A 15,421-nucleotide genomic window follows, 5' to 3' on the forward strand; every position below is an offset into this window, starting at 1 on the left:
TTTACGCGCAAGTCCTTGATTCTTAACACCCGGACCCCGGGAAAATGGTCTAAAAGAGGGGCAAAGTGTCGAACTCCGGTGAGCAAGCCCAAACCTTCTCCACCCTCCGCGACACCCTGCTCCCCCGCCTGATCTCCGGCCAGTTGCGCCTGCCCGAAGCCAACGCAACTTCCCCGATTTTTAAGTCCATCGTTAATATCTACAGGCATCCAACCAGAGAGGGAGCTTTGCATGAGTCGAATACAGGTGGGGGTATTGCAACCAGGAGCACCGGCTGACCAAGCCACGAACCCCGAGAACCAACGGCATGGTGGAGCGCTTCAACGGTCGCATAGTGGACGTTCTGAAGACCCACAGGTTCAACAGCCGTGAGGATATGGAGCAGACCTTGTTGCGTTATGTGACCCTGTACAACCACCAGCTGCCGCAATCGGCACTCAAAAGCAAGACGCCTATGCAGACGATGAAAGAGTGGTACGCATCTCACCCACATCTGTTTCACAAGAGACCATATGATCCTCCCGGATGCGACACCTAGGTAACCAACCTGCTGTTGAATCGAAAAAAATTTCCTTCAGCCAATAAATTCAGAGTATATACATTACTTGATTCAAAACCTATTGAATACCTCACCCCAGATGGTGCAACGCAACCATAATTTTTGCAAAAGATCAACGCCGCATCCCTGATAGCTTCTAGCGCGCTTTCTTTGTCGTATCCCCAAGACTGCAAAATTCCATCCGGAGTGGTTGCAGCAAAATTGAATACTCTATCAAATAGGAAGCATTTAATTTTGTAATTCTCATAATAGAAAAAAGACTCAAAAACTGCTTCTTTTAAAAAACCACCCAGTCCACGAACCGCTTTGACAGACTTGAAATATATATCGTCCTCCTCATCCATCTCAACAGCATAAGTATTTTTATATAGACTTTTGAAATTTAATTCAGAAGCCACCGGCTGCAGCTTGATATCAAATGAAAAGGAGGCCTTTTTCATATTTTTTGTGTAGCCAACGAATAGAAGCTCGTCGGATTTCTCGATCGAATACCAAGCTATTCTGCCTTTTTTCCAATAAATATTTTTAATCGTCCAGTCAGCCCAGTTTTCATCCATGGACTTCTCAACCTGATGAATCGCCTCTCCCCATGCGAGCAGGCATACCAACGCGGAATAATGATACTGGAGCCAAGTGTCATGCCTATAATTTACTAATTCTGTATAGGCGAAGTTTTGCGGTTTTCTAAAAAACTCTCAAATATAGATACGTGATATTTATTATCATCTTTCACTTCGCGCCTGGGCCAACGCCAAAGATATGCATGGGTTTCAATTCGACGGGTCCATAGCATCTCGAGAAACGCATCACGCACCGGTGTTTTTTGATAAAAATCTCTCGAAAGGCTGATGGGATCTTTAGTCTGGCATGCCTCTACGACCCTTTGATCTAGATTTTCTTTTGCTTGCTTCCTCAGATGCCTCGACATTGCTTTATAAACGGAAAGTTGAGGGCTGGATTCAAATTCTTCATAACATTTTCCGACGACATTTTTTGTCTTAATTGATGTATTTGCAGTGTAAGGTGTCCAGTGCTCAATTGATGACTTAGCAGAATGCCAAAAATAATCTGATTTTTCAAAACAAGCTGGATATGGAATGCCTAAGTCAGAACACCACCTCTCGGTAAGTGCAAGCTGCTCTGTCGAATCAGGTCTGCTTTCTCCAAAATTTACATGCATTTTCTCCGCCTGATGCACCCATTGGGCGACCTCTGACCACGCATTAATTCCTTCTTGTGCTAGCGTTGGCTGTCTCATCGAATATGGTATTGCCCCCCATTTTGATCCACATCGACATCCTAAGGATCGCACTGCGAGTCCCGCCAAGCCCATTTTTAAATCGCCACCACACCTTTCGCAACTACGTCGCAGCTTCACATGATGTATGGGGCACTCTACGACGAGTCTTATCGACATTAGCCATGTGTGGTAACCGAGTCGTATGCATTGGGGGCAGCATCGAGGTCGTGCACTGGCATGATCCAGATAAAGCCATTCAGGAATTTGGCTTTTTAAACAAAAACTTGAAAATGAAGAGCGATTCTCACCAAGAACGTCAGCTACGAGCGTAACAATCTCCGCACTGCCCCCACTCCTTGCTTCGATATCATTAATATTTTTATCTTCAACTTGGGCTAGCTTATATATATCACCCTTGCGGAGGTCATTTAACCAAGTTGCACGCAGTAAAGTACTCCACAGCGACGCATAAGGCAAAACCGTTCCTTTATACCATGTTAGAGGTTTAACTACGTGCAACATAGGAGCTTATGTGTTTCTTTATAAAAATTTTTTAAGATTCTATTTTTTTCCCCGCAAGAGTCGTGGTGCTGCGGCCCCAACTATTGACATTAATTGCTTGTGTCCACAGTAGATAACAACATCGCGAATAGAAGAGTGTGAAATAACTGAAAGGGGGTCGGCGCCAGATGCAATTCTAAGAAGAAGATTTCTAGAAACTTGAGATATTGTTTTCATGGGAAATTCCATGGGCCCAGAATAACCCGAGGGCAGTTCCTTAACCATGGTTTCCCAAATTAAAGCCGCACACTCAGCCATACGAAATCCCTTTTCCCATGCCAATGGCGCAACTCCCTTAGTAAACGAAATTCCTGATCCCCTTGGCCAATCGGTGCCGGAGTCGTATCCCGACAGCACAAATTCAAGCTCTTCCTCAGAAGAAATCCCTAAAAAGCGACACTGCGACAGCATAAATCTGGCAGCAGCATGAGCACCACCTGTAAGAGCAAGAGCCATTGGTTGATCGAAAATCTGAACCGAGGCAATTGAAATTACCATTAATCGAATTCTTTCTTTCTCCAATAAACTATGTATTTCAACTAGCCACAACCACTCCCTCTCTGTCATCCCTTGTGACTCATCAATAACAAGAACGACAAAGCGTCCCCCTCCCTCGACTGCAAGGTGAACAACCTTTTCTATAAGCTGATGTTTTCGTTGCAAACTAGTGCGTACATCACCAGCCAAGCCATAGTGAGCTGCATGCAATAGACTTCCATACATTATTCCAGCTGAATTACATTCCGAGTGACTCCAAATAATTAAAGGGATAACTTGACCACATCTTTCTGTTAACATAGATCCGAGCCAGTTATCAACCCCACTGGATTTACCAAATCGGGAGGGGCCAAATACTACCCCTCCATCCATTTGATCATCGAGCCATTGACCAATGCCTGCGACCATAGCATTAATTGACGGAGTAAAAAGGGAGTAGTCTCGAGTTACCAATGGATGATCTTTGGGCAAGTGAGGTGGAACAAGAGGGGGTCCATCATTAATATTCCTCCTAATTTCAAAATCCCCATCATGAGAAATAATTAAAACTTACCAAGTTCTCGCCTTGCGCATCGTGAGTTGCAACGGCTTCTTGGGGATGTCTGCGATGGGGGAATTTGTATTTTTTACAGTCATTTGATTATTTTTCTGTGCGATTTTCGCCTCATTAAGCTCTGAAATTTCACACAAGTCGTCGAACTCATCGGGAGCGGGCTGGGTGTAACTACTTAGCGATATGGGATCAATGGACGGGTTTAATGCAATATTTTCTGAATAGGCTTGCAAAATCCTCCGAAGCTCAAGATAGGCCGGATGGACTGGCAATTTCTTATCCCTTTGATTTTCGCTGTATTTAATTAACTCATCTATTGCATGATTTGAAGATGTCAAGTGTATAAATCTCTGGCGCGCAAGTGCCCGAATAGCACTACGGACATAAAGGGAGTGAGGCGTGTGATGCCAAGGAGGTGCAGCACGGACCGTACATATATAAAGTCCTTCTTGAGTACTAACAGTAGCCCATCGTGCATCATCTTCATTTTCAATAGTCAGCCAGAAATCGCCCCCCACAAGATCAAGTCGATGTGCCAAATCTTCGGAGGAGTATCGGGCGTTTTTAAAATGAAAATGTGGGCGACGTCCCGAATTTTTTCCCCCAAGCAATTTGCATAGCTTTCGGGTGGCGCCAAGACGCGCGACTTGACGAGGGTCGGCTTTCCTAATGCAAACTGAGTTTTTCCCGCCATTAAGAAACTTCATTTGCGCAAGAGGGGTGCGATAGCCTATGCCATGATGCGGGGTTGCATTGTAATTTGCAATTATTACATCTAGAAGTTCGTAAATATATTCAACTTGAAACTGAAGTTCGTAAGCTTTTTTTGCGGGCTCAACATCGCCCTTTAGATCAGCTGGCTTTGATTTGGTTGAATTAGATAAATTATGCAAACCGGATCCGCCGCCAGCCAATGTTCTAAAAAAGTTTCAATAAATGGTCTATCATCAAGACTGCGTCGCGATGAAAAAGAATTTTTATCTTGAGGTTTGATTATTGTGCAATCAACAGTTTCTTTTAATCTTTTTTCAACTCGGTCACAAGTATTTGCTAAAGCACCATCTACACTGAACTCGTCCCAACATGCCCCCAAGAAATCTGGATCGACAGCTGAGGGAAAATTTGCTTCTGCACTGTAAGCAAATTCACTAAATGAGATTGTGCGGCGACCCCATTTCCCCAGAGCGTTTCGAACGGCGCGCAAAACATCCTCTGCCCCTACTTCTCTACGCATGCTCAGATAATACCCGAGCACCGCACGAGTGCATACTTCAATAATTACGATGACCCAGAGTCTATGAATTTTCCTTTGTTCATATCCTCCATGTGGTGAAGGCACCATTACGACCATGCGCAAATCCAACTTATGCGCATCGCACTCCACGCGTTGGAATAAATTAAATGTAGGTCGCTTTGTGCCGTCACCCGCTCGTGCTTTTTTTTGCGCACTCTGGCCACCCAGTATTGCTATGCTTTTTCCGGGGTTCTCATTGAGAACCTTATTTATAAATTTGCATATCGTGGTGTATCCCATCGCGTCAGTGTTAAAGGGCCATTCACCTCGACGCTCAACTCCGTTTTCTCGAAGTTTTGAATAAAACCATCGTAAAAGTACTTGCTTAGATCTCCTCGTGCCCTCGAGACCTGATGGTGTTTTTAGAATTCTTTCGCGAAACTTTTGCTCTAACATCCTGTTTTCCGGAGAAGAAAACAACCATTGCAGACTACCGGAGCTACCAGCGCCGCTTCCCGCAATAATTTCAGGAGTTGTTTGTCTTGTCCAAGGCGTGATCCGCATGTGAGGAATCAGCCCTCTCCACCCGAAAAGGTGACCGTCGTGTGCCGTTTTAAGACAGCGTTCACTGATGAGCCTATAGACCTGTGAGCGGCCCATGCCCCAACGCTGCTTTATTTCCTTAGCAGAGGCCCCGTCGAAATAGTCGAGCACAGCTTTTTTTCGGCGTAGGAAAAGCTCACGTCTCTCTTCTGAGAGAGCGTCCTCATCCACTTGGCGCCAAGTTGAAGGATCGACAAGCTCTCCAGCTTGGCTATTGAGTTGGATATGACCAGCCCAAGCCCTGGAACCGATACGCGGCTTTTTTGGCATATACGCCTCCGAGTCCAGAAGATCTTCCGCTGGACGGTGGGTTGCAAAATTTTTACAACTTCACTTTTTTCGGTAATTGAACTACAACTTGTCTTACGTTACAAGATGGCGAATCAATTGAATTGAGGCCATGCTGCGTGTTCAACAGACAATTTTTCAGAGCGCAGATAGCTACAACTTCTGTTTAGTAAACGCTGGGCGGATAGCTGATTTGGGCGGCACAATCGGGTTATGCGCATCCTTGCCATCTCGGACATTCACGTCGACTACGCGCCCAACCTCGAATGGGTGAAGGGCCTGTCTCGGTCCGACTATGTGGATGATGTGCTGATCCTGGCTGGAGACGTGAGCCACAAGCGCGCATTGCTTGACCAGACGCTCAGTGCGATGACTCGGAGGTTCAAGACGGTGCTCTTTGTGCCCGGGAACCATGATCTATGGGTTCAGGGCGAGGACCCAAAGATGGATTCACTCGGCAAATTCGCCTTGGTGGCTAAAACGGTTGCGGATTGTGGTGCGACCATGGAAACTGTTTCTTTGGGCCAATGGCTCATTGTTCCGCTTCTTGGTTGGTACGACTATTCCTTTGGACAGCCCAAGGAGGAATTGGGTAAAGCCTGGGTCGACTACCGAGCTTGCCGTTGGCCAAACGGGTTCGATGTGACAGAAATCACGGAACACTTTACGCGCATGAATACCGCTCCCGCCGCGGACGATGTTCGCAGGCGTATAACGGTGTCGCATTTCTTGCCGCGTATTGATCTCGTGCCCTCGTTTGTGCCTCAACGTCACCGCATGCTGGATCCTGTTCTTGGAAGTGCCCGGTTGGAAGATCAACTGCGAAGCATTAATCCGGAAATCCATGTCTATGGTCACAGTCACATTAATCGGTCGGTATGTATGGATGGGGTTCGCTACGTCAACAACGCGTTCGGATACCCCCAGGAAAGCCGGATTACGGCAAAACAATTGCTTTGCATCGAGGAAGTCTGAGCTCCTCGAAACTCCCTTTTATGAACAGAATTGATATTTGGCTGGCCTACTATGACGAGTTCCAGCAAGAGGCCCCTCGCCTTCTGAACCTGCTCAGCGATGAAGAACGAGACAAGTCGAACTGCTTTCACTTTGCCGACGATCGCCTGCGCTATGTCGTAACCCGTGCCATGGTGCGGACGGTGTTGTCGCGTTACGCCGACGTCGCGCCCGCGGCATGGACTTTCGAGGCAAACAGCCACGGCCGTCCTGAGATTGACTCCTCGCTTTCAGCGTTCGCTGGTGATTTGCGCTTTAACCTGTCCCACACACGTGGACTGATCGCCCTGGGCGTTTGCCGCGGATCCTCGATTGGCGTCGACGTGGAGCACCTGGAGCGCCAGCCGGCCCTAGGGGTGGCCGAAAGGTTCTTTTCGTCTACAGAGGCCGCAGAACTGGCGGCACTGCCTTCTGATCAGCAAGCTCAAAGGTTCTTTGAGTACTGGACTTTGAAGGAGTCATACATCAAGGCGCACGGCAAAGGAATTGCACATACGCTGGACGGCTTCAGCTTTGACTTTCCCACGGAACATTCACTCAGGCTGACAGTGGATCCCAAGCTGGGTGACGATGCACAGCGGTGGCGATTCTGGCAGTACCAGCTAGAGGGAGATTACTTGCTGGCAGTGTGCGCCGAGCGTACAAAAGAGACAGCACCGGCCATCAGCCTGCTACGCATGCAGCATCTGGACGCAATCGAGGCTCTGGCAGTGCAGCCGTTGAAAGCCTCCTGACGTGGGTGGGGAGGTCTGCGCCCTACCCTGACATTTTGATGCCCTACCATTTCCCTCGGGATGACGGCGCACTTGCTTTCAAGGCGCTCGTGATGAGTTCGGCGGCGTCGGTGCGCTCAGCTCCCTGGGCGAAATCGAGGGCGCTTAGGCCTTTTTGATTGCGCATGCGCAGGTCTGCACCGGCCTCAATCAGCAATTTGACCGCTTCTGGGGAGCCGTAGGACGCCGCCATCATCAAGGGAGTGGTTCCGTTGGGGGATTGGGCATCGATGAAGGCATGTTGCTCCAGCAACAACTCCATGAGTTTGAGTTGGCCGTTGGTGGCCGCGTAATGCAGTGGCGCCCACCCAGGCTTATTGACGTCTGCGTCCTTTTCGATCAAACGCTTGGCAATGTCCAGATATCCCTTGAAGGAAGCCATCATGAGAGGGCTTTCATCGCTCGCGTTGCGCAGTTCAACCTTGATTCGAGGGGATTCGATCAGCAGGCGAGCCACCTTGAGGGCCCCTTCCTGCAGGGCAATATAAAGGCCGGGCGCCCCTTTCTCGTCCTTGGTGTTGGGATCCATGCCCCTTGAGAGCAAGCTGCGCATGGCGACATCGTTGTCCTGCTTGATGGCGCGCACGAAAGAGTCGACGTCGTTGCCCCATGCGAGTGGGGCAAGTACAGCTATCCAGAGGATTAGAAGAGTGCGATAGAAGGATTTCACCATGAGGCCACCTTGGGAAACAGACGAGTGAAGTTTGCGCTGGTTAGCTTGGCGATATGCTCTACGCTGGTTCCACGCAGTTCCGCTAGCCGGGCAGCCACATAGGGCACGTATGCCGGCGAGTTGGTCTTGCCCCGGAATGGCACCGGTGCCAGGTAGGGCGAATCAGTTTCAATCAACAGGCGGTCGTCCGGGATCATTCGGGAGACCTCGTGCAGTTCACGAGCGCTCTTGAAGGTGACAATTCCCGACAATGAGATGTAAAAACCCATATCAAGGGCGGCGCGGGCAACTTCACGTGTCTCGGTGAAACAGTGGAAAACGCCCCCTGCGCATGCCGCGCCAATGCCCTCCCCCTCTTCTCGCAAGATGGCAAGCGTATCGTCAGACGCTGCTCTTGTGTGAATGACCAGCGGCATGCCGACGCGGCGGGCCGCGCGGATGTGGGTGCGAAAACGCTGGCGTTGCCACTCCATGTCGGCAATGCTACGACCGCCCTTGCGCTCTTCCATTTGATAGTAATCGAGCCCAGTCTCACCGATGGCTACGACGCGGTCTAAACCCGCCGCCCGCACTAGTTCGTCTTCACTGGGTTCGTGGACATCTTCGCTGTCAGGGTGTACGCCTACAGAGGCCCAAAAATTGTCGTAGGTTCTGGCAAGATCATGCACCTCAGGAAACTCTTCCATGGTGGTGCTGATACAGAGCGCGCGCGTAACGCCCGCCTCGGCCATGGCGGCACGCACGGCAGGCAGATTACCGGAAAGCTCCGGAAAATTCAGATGGCAGTGGGAATCGGTGAACATGCAACGTTTTGCTGGCACTGAACCCAGGTTGGTTCATGCAGCACTGGTGTTCTTAGACGGTTTGAGTAGGCCGATCGGAACTCAGGTTCGGACCTAGCAACTGCTCGATTTTGGCTTTGAGTTGCGCAGATTTCTCGTCTTTGGGAAAGCGGATGCCTATGCCCTGCGTACGGTTGCCTGCAGCATCGGCGGGAGTGATCCAGGCTACTTTGCCAGCCACGGGATAACGCTGCGGGTCGTCGGGCAGTGACAAGAGCAGGTAAACCTCATCCCCCAGGCGGTGTTCACGTGTCCCAGGAATGAAGATCCCGCCTTCGGTGAACATAGGAATATAAGCGGCATACAAAGCAGCTTTTTCCTTGATGGCGAGTTGAATGACGCTGGGGCGGGACATAGGCGGTCAGTTCTTGGAGTTTAGCGCTTCTCGGGCTGAGCTTACCAGGGATTCCACCGCCAAACCGGGGTTCAGTGGGTGCTCAGCGCTCCGAGCGGATTGAGTCAGGCTTGTCCACCAGCGCGTCAGGGCGGTTAGCGGCAGCTTCCTTGTGGGGAGATCAGATGCCGCGAAAAATCTTGGCGAAGCTCCTAGTTGCAGTGCCATCATGTCGTGACAAAGCTTTTGCAGCCGGGCCACTGCTTCCGGTAGCGGAACATCGGCCAAGGCTGAAGTGTCACCTTTGGCCATGGCTTTGGGCAAGAGTTTCCACGATTTTGCGCTAAGTTTGATCCCGGCTGCGGCCAACGCAGCTGCCGGACGCCCGCCAGCCGCCTGGAGCAAGGCCTCCGCCTCTTCTGCGAGCAGCCCCTGCCCGGTCAGCCAACTGAGGGCCTCCCCGGGTTCAGGCCAAACCATCACATGGGAGAGGCATCGGCTGCGGATGGTGGGCAGGAGCAAATGAGCGGCATCCGTGGCGAGCACAAAACGAACGTCTCCAGGTGGCTCCTCCAGCGTCTTGAGCAACGCGTTGGCCGTAACCTGGTTCATGCGCTCGGCGGGGTACACCAAAACCGCCTTTCCTCGACCTCGGCCGCTGGTGCGTTGCGAGAACTCAATGGCGCCTCGCATGGCATCGACACGGATCTCCCGGCTAGGCTTGCGTTTTTTCTCGTCGATCTCGCTCTGCGCCTTTTCGGGCAAGGGCCAACCTTGCTCGATCATGCCGGTTTCTGGCATAAGCACCGTCAAATCAGAATGAGTGTGGACGTTGATGCCGTGGCAACTGGCGCATTGTCCGCAGGCACCTTCTGGTGACGGAGCATCGCACAGCCAGGCGCGGACCAAGGCTTCGGCGAGCTCGAACTGACCCAAGCCAGAGGGCCCTTGGAGCAACCACGCATGGCCGCGCTGGGACAGCAGGGTTTGAAGCTGCCGTGCGATCCAGGGAGCGGGTTTATTCAAAGCCACCCCCTGCCCCGCGCAGACTGTTCCACAGCTTGCCATACTTGTTCGCGCTGTTGGGCCGCATCAATGCGCACAAAACGATCAGGACTTTCCGCCAGACGGCGGGCGTAACCTGCACGCACAGCTTCGAAAAATGCTACCGGCTGCGACTCGAAACGATCTGGCAGCCGCGCACCTGACAAGCGCTGCGCCGCAATGTCGGGGTCCAGGTCGAACCATAGCGTCAGGTCGGGCTGGCGTATTGAATCTGAGCCGCCCTCAATTTTTGCCGGAATGCGCTGAACCATACGCTCCAGCTCGGAGAGGGTTGACCAGTCAAAGCCGCGCCCTCCTCCTTGATAAGCAAAGGTGGCGTCGGTGAAGCGGTCGCACAGCACGGTGTCTCCACGCGCCAGGGCGGGTTCGATCACCTGCTGCAGGTGATCGCGGCGCGCTGCGAACATGAGAAGCGCCTCCGTCAGGGCATCCATGGGTTCATGCAGCGCCAGGGCGCGAATTTTTTCGGCCAGCGGGGTGCCACCCGGCTCGCGCGTGAGCACCACGTTGTGGCCCGCAGAGCGGAGGCGATCAGCCAGCGCCTCCACGTGAGTTGATTTTCCGGCACCGTCGATGCCCTCAAAACTGATGAAACGACCCTGCCCGCTCATCAGTTGCCTCCTCGCTGGAACTTGTTGACGGCACGGTTGTGCTCATCAAGTGAGCGGCTGAAGTGACTGGATCCGTCGCCCCGAGCCACGAAATAAAGCGAACTAGTGGCCGCAGGCTGCACCGCCGCCATCAGCGACGCGCGCCCGGGCATGGCAATGGGGGTGGGTGGCAGGCCGGCACGGGTGTAGGTATTCCAAGGGGTGTCCGTGGTCAGGTCTGATCGGCGCAGGTTGCCGTCGAATTTTTCGCCGAGTCCGTAGATAACGGTTGGGTCTGTCTGCAGGCGCATTCCGATCTTTAGTCGATTAATAAAAACTCCGGCAATCTCAGGGCGGTCGGCAGCTTTGCCAGTTTCCTTTTCAACGATGCTGGCCAGAATGAGTGCTTCCTCCGGGGATTTGAGCGGCAGACCGTTGGAGCGGGCTTCCCATGCTGCCGTGAGACGAGCGTCCATCAGTTGCATGGATTGGCGAAGCACAGCCAGATCACTTGAATTCTTGGCATAGTGATAGGTGTCGGGGAAAAACCGACCCTCGGGATGCAGGCCGGGCTTGCCCAATGCCTGCATGATGTCAGCTGGAGTCATGTCTCGCGTTTCGGGCTTGAGGTGATCCGCCTTGGCCAGCGCCTCGCGCACTTGCCTGAAGTTCCACCCCTCCACGAGGGTGATGGCCAGTACGATTCGATCGCCCTGCTCCAGCTTTTCCAGCAACGCGCGCGGCGTCATTCCGCGAGTGACTTCATACTCGCCAGGCTTGATGGGCTGAGCAGGGTCGCTGGCGAGGCGGAAGTAAGCGTACAGCAGATCTGAGGGAGCGCGCACTCCACCCTCAACTGCCTTGCGGGCGGCCGTACGTAGTGAGGCGCCGGGAGGCACGCTGATCTCCACCTTCTCGGCGGCCAGCGCAAGCGGCTGGGTTGTCCACCACCAGAGAGCTCCTGCCCCTGCAGCAGCCAAGACCAGTACGATCAAGAAAAATTTAGAAATTAGGCGCACAGCCCTTCGACCAATACAACAATAAGCTGGCCATGATAATTCAGGATATGAATTTGCCTGATCTTGCTCCCCCGTCACCGCCGCCGACTTGAACGGCGCCACCCCTCTGACCGAATTGGGCATCATTCGCGTGGCGGGTGATGAGGCTGCAAAATTTCTACAGGGCCAGCTGACGCAGGATGTCGTGCTCATGAAGTGGGGTGAATCCCGACTGGCGGCGCTATGCAACCCCAAAGGACGGATGCTGGCTAGTTTCTGGGCGATCAAGAGTGCCGAGAATGAAATTTTGCTGGTGTGTGGACGCGATCTTCTGACCCGCACTCTGAAACGCCTTTCCATGTTCGTGTTGCGCGCCAAGGCCAAGCTTAGCGATGCCACGGAGGAGTTTGCCATCCACGGGCTCATGGGCGATGCAGTGTTGCACGCTGGAAGCCCCTCCGCAGGGGTGTTCTTGTGTCCCCTCGCCCCTGCTGATGGCGTGGCGCGCGCCCTGCGCGTCGCGCCCATCGATGCACCCACTCCCTCTCCGCCACAGCTCGATACAGTGGTGTGGAATTGGGCAGAAGTACGCAGCGGCGTTGCGATGGTCAGCCTGCCAGTTATGGAAGCATTTGTACCGCAGATGCTGAACTACGAGACGGTCGGCGGTGTGAACTTCAAGAAAGGCTGCTACCCCGGACAGGAGGTGGTGGCGCGGAGCCAGTTTCGTGGTGCGATCAAGCGCCGGGCCTTTGTGGCCCAGGTAAACGGCACGGCCCAGGCCGGACAGGAAATTTTCTCAGCCGCTGACCCGGAACAGCCGTGCGGGATCGTGGCGCTGGCTGCTCCAGCGCCTGAAGGCGGTACGGCTGTGATTGCTTCGCTGCAACTGACAGCGTTGGAAGGCGTTGAGATGCTCACTGTGGGGGCGCCCGATGGTCCGGCGTTGACCGGCTGGAACATCCCCTATGAACTACTAGAGGACATATAGGAGCCAATCAGGGCCACTCAGGAGCAGCCCGCCTCTTTAATCAGCGCAGCTTGCGTACCATGGTGATGTGCGCAATGCCGACGTCGTCGTACGGTTCTCCTTGGGGGTGTAGCCTAGGCGCTGATAGAAATTTTCCGCACTTCGCTGGGCGCTCAAGATGACTTCGCTGTCGCCGCGGGCGCGGGCGGCATCTTCTAGAGCCACCATCACGGCTTGCCCGACTCCCGCCCCTCTAAGCGGGTGGAGCACGGCCATGCGGCCTATTCGCGCAACGCCAGGGGCATCTTGCAGAAGGCGGCCAGTACCAACGGGTTGTCCCAGCCGGTTGAGAATCACCGTGTGGAGCGCCGTGGCGTCGGCGGCATCCCATTCATCCTCTTGGGAGATGCCTTGTTCTTCGACGAAAACCTGGGTGCGTACCGCCGTTGCGGCACGGCTCAGAGTGGTCCAATCGCCGGTTTTTACGTCGAGCATGCTCTCTCGGGCCTCGAATGCCTGAAGCCAAGCGCGGAGGGACTCTGGCACCGGGCGCGAAGTCTGGGTGCTCGGATCAGCAAATACGTAGACCAGTTCACCGGTAATGAGCAGCTGGTCGCCCCGAAAAATGGCGCCAGCCATGGTGATGGATGAATTGCCGATTCGACTGCAGCGCATGCCGATGTCGAGCCTGTCGTCCCAGCGCGCGGACGCGTGAAACTCTATGCCCGCCTTGCGCACGTACAGCTCACCCCCAAGAGTCGCCATGGAATCTGCATATGGCATGGCCAGCGCCCGCCAATAGCCGGTGATGGCGGTATCAAAATACATGAGGTAGTGGGCGTTGAAGACGATTTTCTGAAGATCGACTTCGGCCCAGCGCACCCGCAAGTGGTCAAAGAAGCGGAAATCCTGGCGCTGAAGCTTCATAAGATTGATCCATGTGGCTACGCAATGAGAGCGTGTTCACGATCTGCGCGCAGCATGAAAAGCAAAAAGAAAGAAAAAATGGAGAAGAGAGGAGCAAGGCCGAAGGCTTCAGTCAAAGAACGCCTTGCGCATGGCTGCTCCGGCATCCGCGTGCAGTTGACGAGCTTCGGCAATGGCGCGGCCCATGGTGATGAAACCATGCACCACGCCACGATAGATTTCCAGATCGACTTCGACCCCGGCAGCACGAAGTTTGTCGGCATACAGGAGGCCTTCATCTACCAGAGGGTCGCACTCGGCCAGGCCTATCCACGCGGGGGCGACGCCTTCCACGTCATCGACACGCAGAGGCGCAAAGCGCCAGTCGTTGCGTTCGGCAATATCAATGTACTGATTGAAGAACCAGTCGATAAGCGCTTTTTCGAGCACCGGACCGTGAGCAAACAGTTCGTGGGAGTCGGTGTCCTGGTGGGAGGTAGTGCCAGGATAGATCAGAAGCTGTAGTGCCAACGGAAGGCCGGCATCGCGCGCGTGGAGCGCACTCACTGCCGCCAAAGTCCCGCCTGCAGAATCGCCGCCAACGGCCAGGCGCGACTTGTCCAGACCAAGCGCTTCGCCTTCGTTGGCCAGCCATTGCAGGGCGTCCCATGCGTCGTACACGGCGGTTGGGAAGCGGTATTCGGGCGCGAGCCGATAGTCCAGCGACACCACTGCCGCTCCGCTGGACTGGGCCAGGCATCGGCATAGGGTGTCGTGCGACTCGATGCTCCCGATGGTGAAGCCGCCGCCATGCAAGTAAAGGAGCGCGGGCAATGCTTCTACTGTTTCCGGTGCATAAAGGCGTGCTGGAATTTGGTAGCCATCGCGCGCGGGCATGGTGAAATCCACCACGCGCGCCAATTTTGGCTTGGGTACATCCAGCACCCCAATGGACTTGGCATAGGCGGCCTTCGCTTCTGCGGCACTCAGCGTGTGCATGGGCGGATGAGGCGCCCGCGCCATGCGTTCAACCAACTGTCGCATGGCGGGTGTAAGACGAGCGTGGATCTCCGGCCCGTGAGGCGGAAAATGGGGGTGCGATGCGACCAAGAATCGGTTCCTTTTTTCTGTCACAGGGAAGGGTCACCCTAGATCTGGCAGTTGGACGCGCCCGAACAGGTCGTCATCGGGTGCGCTGGCTAGGCGTGAGGACGCCGCAGGCTCGTGCCTGCAAGAACGAGCAACGCCGCCAGCGTGCCCGAGGGCGGCCTGATCGGGAGCGTAGCGCTCTCACCAAATGGGTGAGCGTTATCGGAGCATAGAAATCGAGTGTTCATGCGGCTTTCCTGAAGATTGCAAGCGGTCAACTGCCGGATCTAGGGTCACCGATCCTACCCCGTAAATTAATCCTGGCAATTGGCCTTTTGGACTCGACGAAGGACTCGACGACGCTAATCTATAAGATAATTTTCGGATGAGTGAACAACCCTCCCTGTTCGAAGATCCTATCCAGGAGCAGGATCAAACGCGATCTAAATCGCTTGCGATCCAAGCCGGTGGCCAGAAACTGGGCCCGGCGCAGAAACTGTTCAACCAGTTGCTGGCCAAGATTGAAGCCTCCAAAGCCGCACTGATCCAGATGCAGGGCTTGCTTGCTCAGTATGCGCCCGAACGCTCGCGGAAAATCACCCCGCTGGAGGAGCAGGTCACGAAGCTCCAC

The 15,421-nt window shown here is 53.8% G+C and carries 18 protein-coding genes and 1 pseudogene; 4 read left to right on the plus strand and 15 right to left on the minus strand.

The features are described 5' to 3' along the window. Positions 1 to 265 precede the first annotated feature (265 nt). Positions 266 to 538: pseudogene (locus AAAK34_RS12490) on the plus strand (integrase core domain-containing protein); the annotation flags it as partial. Here AAAK34_RS12490 and AAAK34_RS12495 read toward each other — a convergent pair. From AAAK34_RS12495 to AAAK34_RS12515, 5 genes are all read right to left on the minus strand, one after another. Next, on the minus strand, positions 535 to 1,116 hold the full coding sequence (locus AAAK34_RS12495; protein WP_431777327.1) for a hypothetical protein: 582 nt from the start codon (positions 1,114 to 1,116) through the stop codon (positions 535 to 537). The pseudogene AAAK34_RS12490 and the gene AAAK34_RS12495 overlap by 4 nt on opposite strands. 95 nt (positions 1,117 to 1,211) lie before the next feature. Continuing rightward, the gene (locus tag AAAK34_RS12500; protein ID WP_431777328.1) at positions 1,212 to 1,817 is read right to left on the minus strand and encodes a hypothetical protein; all 606 of its coding nucleotides are present in this window, start codon (positions 1,815 to 1,817) and stop codon (positions 1,212 to 1,214) included. A gap of 543 nt (positions 1,818 to 2,360) precedes the next feature. Further along, positions 2,361 to 3,266: a hypothetical protein gene (locus AAAK34_RS12505; RefSeq protein ID WP_431777329.1), complete on the minus strand. Its 906-nt coding sequence runs from the start codon at positions 3,264 to 3,266 to the stop codon at positions 2,361 to 2,363. A 141-nt stretch (positions 3,267 to 3,407) separates the two neighbouring features. Beyond that, positions 3,408 to 4,304 carry a hypothetical protein gene (locus AAAK34_RS12510; protein ID WP_431777330.1) on the minus strand — a complete coding sequence of 299 codons (897 nt, stop codon included), beginning with the start codon at positions 4,302 to 4,304 and terminating at the stop codon, positions 3,408 to 3,410. Then, on the minus strand, positions 4,259 to 5,518 hold the full coding sequence (locus AAAK34_RS12515; protein WP_431777331.1) for a hypothetical protein: 1,260 nt from the start codon (positions 5,516 to 5,518) through the stop codon (positions 4,259 to 4,261). Before AAAK34_RS12515 ends, AAAK34_RS12510 begins: the two co-directional genes overlap by 46 nt. Positions 5,519 to 5,749: 231 nt before the next feature. Here AAAK34_RS12515 and AAAK34_RS12520 point away from each other — a divergent pair, with 231 nt between their 5' ends. Beyond that, positions 5,750 to 6,511 carry a metallophosphoesterase gene (locus AAAK34_RS12520; protein WP_231698427.1) on the plus strand — a complete coding sequence of 254 codons (762 nt, stop codon included), beginning with the start codon at positions 5,750 to 5,752 and terminating at the stop codon, positions 6,509 to 6,511. 20 nt (positions 6,512 to 6,531) lie between these two features. Then, a complete protein-coding gene (locus AAAK34_RS12525) occupies positions 6,532 to 7,284 on the plus strand; it encodes a 4'-phosphopantetheinyl transferase superfamily protein (RefSeq protein ID WP_231698428.1) in 753 nt (250 codons plus the stop codon). A gap of 43 nt (positions 7,285 to 7,327) precedes the next feature. Here the strand turns inward: AAAK34_RS12525 and AAAK34_RS12530 are convergent, their stop codons facing one another. The 6 genes from AAAK34_RS12530 to mltG are packed head-to-tail and all read right to left on the minus strand — an operon-like array spanning position 7,328 to position 11,846. Continuing rightward, positions 7,328 to 7,996 (minus strand): ankyrin repeat domain-containing protein, encoded by a 669-nt coding sequence (locus AAAK34_RS12530; protein WP_231698429.1) that lies wholly within the window; start codon positions 7,994 to 7,996, stop codon positions 7,328 to 7,330. Next, positions 7,990 to 8,799: a TatD family hydrolase gene (locus tag AAAK34_RS12535; protein ID WP_231698430.1), complete on the minus strand. Its 810-nt coding sequence runs from the start codon at positions 8,797 to 8,799 to the stop codon at positions 7,990 to 7,992. The genes AAAK34_RS12530 and AAAK34_RS12535 overlap by 7 nt, the downstream gene beginning before the upstream one ends. A gap of 52 nt (positions 8,800 to 8,851) precedes the next feature. Further along, the gene (locus AAAK34_RS12540; protein ID WP_231698431.1) at positions 8,852 to 9,193 is read right to left on the minus strand and encodes a PilZ domain-containing protein; all 342 of its coding nucleotides are present in this window, start codon (positions 9,191 to 9,193) and stop codon (positions 8,852 to 8,854) included. A gap of 6 nt (positions 9,194 to 9,199) precedes the next feature. Continuing rightward, entirely contained in the window at positions 9,200 to 10,198 is a 999-nt protein-coding gene (locus tag AAAK34_RS12545) for a DNA polymerase III subunit delta' (RefSeq protein ID WP_231698432.1), read from the minus strand. Continuing rightward, positions 10,195 to 10,848, minus strand: a complete 654-nt coding sequence (gene tmk, locus AAAK34_RS12550; RefSeq protein ID WP_231698433.1) for a dTMP kinase — start codon at positions 10,846 to 10,848, stop codon at positions 10,195 to 10,197. Before tmk ends, AAAK34_RS12545 begins: the two co-directional genes overlap by 4 nt. Further along, complete coding sequence (gene mltG / locus AAAK34_RS12555; protein ID WP_431777332.1) at positions 10,848 to 11,846, minus strand: endolytic transglycosylase MltG; 999 nt, start codon at positions 11,844 to 11,846, stop codon at positions 10,848 to 10,850. The genes tmk and mltG overlap by 1 nt, the downstream gene beginning before the upstream one ends. A gap of 88 nt (positions 11,847 to 11,934) precedes the next feature. Here mltG and AAAK34_RS12560 point away from each other — a divergent pair, with 88 nt between their 5' ends. After that, positions 11,935 to 12,816, plus strand: coding sequence for a YgfZ/GcvT domain-containing protein (locus AAAK34_RS12560; protein ID WP_431777333.1), 882 nt, complete (start codon positions 11,935 to 11,937; stop codon positions 12,814 to 12,816). Positions 12,817 to 12,852: 36 nt separating this feature from the next. On the opposite strand, the gene AAAK34_RS12565 is transcribed toward AAAK34_RS12560, so the two are convergent. The 4 genes from AAAK34_RS12565 to AAAK34_RS12580 form a co-directional block, all read right to left on the minus strand. Next, entirely contained in the window at positions 12,853 to 13,722 is an 870-nt protein-coding gene (locus AAAK34_RS12565) for a YbgC/FadM family acyl-CoA thioesterase (RefSeq protein WP_431777334.1), read from the minus strand. 108 nt (positions 13,723 to 13,830) lie between these two features. Next, complete coding sequence (locus tag AAAK34_RS12570) at positions 13,831 to 14,745, minus strand: alpha/beta hydrolase (RefSeq protein ID WP_231698465.1); 915 nt, start codon at positions 14,743 to 14,745, stop codon at positions 13,831 to 13,833. Positions 14,746 to 14,900: 155 nt separating this feature from the next. Next, positions 14,901 to 15,038, minus strand: a complete 138-nt coding sequence (locus AAAK34_RS12575) for a hypothetical protein (protein ID WP_431777335.1) — start codon at positions 15,036 to 15,038, stop codon at positions 14,901 to 14,903. A gap of 119 nt (positions 15,039 to 15,157) precedes the next feature. Further along, complete coding sequence (locus tag AAAK34_RS12580) at positions 15,158 to 15,421, minus strand: hypothetical protein (RefSeq protein WP_431777336.1); 264 nt, start codon at positions 15,419 to 15,421, stop codon at positions 15,158 to 15,160.

The sequence above is a fragment of the Ottowia caeni genome, from assembly GCF_050821495.1.
GTDB lineage: Bacteria > Pseudomonadota > Gammaproteobacteria > Burkholderiales > Burkholderiaceae_C > Ottowia > Ottowia caeni.

What these genes read in the sequence shown, in the direction of transcription:
- AAAK34_RS12565 (WP_431777334.1), bottom strand. Translation starts at nt 13,722, where the DNA reads ATGAAGCTTCAGCGCCAGGATTTCCGCTTCTTTGACCACTTGCGGGTG.
- tmk (WP_231698433.1), bottom strand. Translation starts at nt 10,848, where the DNA reads ATGAGCGGGCAGGGTCGTTTCATCAGTTTTGAGGGCATCGACGGTGCC.
- AAAK34_RS12575 (WP_431777335.1), bottom strand. Translation starts at nt 15,038, where the DNA reads ATGAACACTCGATTTCTATGCTCCGATAACGCTCACCCATTTGGTGAG.
- AAAK34_RS12540 (WP_231698431.1), bottom strand. Translation starts at nt 9,193, where the DNA reads ATGTCCCGCCCCAGCGTCATTCAACTCGCCATCAAGGAAAAAGCTGCT.
- AAAK34_RS12525 (WP_231698428.1), top strand. Translation starts at nt 6,532, where the DNA reads ATGAACAGAATTGATATTTGGCTGGCCTACTATGACGAGTTCCAGCAA.
- AAAK34_RS12570 (WP_231698465.1), bottom strand. Translation starts at nt 14,745, where the DNA reads ATGCGACAGTTGGTTGAACGCATGGCGCGGGCGCCTCATCCGCCCATG.
- AAAK34_RS12495 (WP_431777327.1), bottom strand. Translation starts at nt 1,116, where the DNA reads ATGGATGAAAACTGGGCTGACTGGACGATTAAAAATATTTATTGGAAA.
- AAAK34_RS12515 (WP_431777331.1), bottom strand. Translation starts at nt 5,518, where the DNA reads ATGCCAAAAAAGCCGCGTATCGGTTCCAGGGCTTGGGCTGGTCATATC.
- AAAK34_RS12500 (WP_431777328.1), bottom strand. Translation starts at nt 1,817, where the DNA reads ATGAGACAGCCAACGCTAGCACAAGAAGGAATTAATGCGTGGTCAGAG.
- AAAK34_RS12530 (WP_231698429.1), bottom strand. Translation starts at nt 7,996, where the DNA reads ATGGTGAAATCCTTCTATCGCACTCTTCTAATCCTCTGGATAGCTGTA.
- AAAK34_RS12535 (WP_231698430.1), bottom strand. Translation starts at nt 8,799, where the DNA reads ATGTTCACCGATTCCCACTGCCATCTGAATTTTCCGGAGCTTTCCGGT.
- AAAK34_RS12505 (WP_431777329.1), bottom strand. Translation starts at nt 3,266, where the DNA reads ATGGTCGCAGGCATTGGTCAATGGCTCGATGATCAAATGGATGGAGGG.
- AAAK34_RS12520 (WP_231698427.1), top strand. Translation starts at nt 5,750, where the DNA reads ATGCGCATCCTTGCCATCTCGGACATTCACGTCGACTACGCGCCCAAC.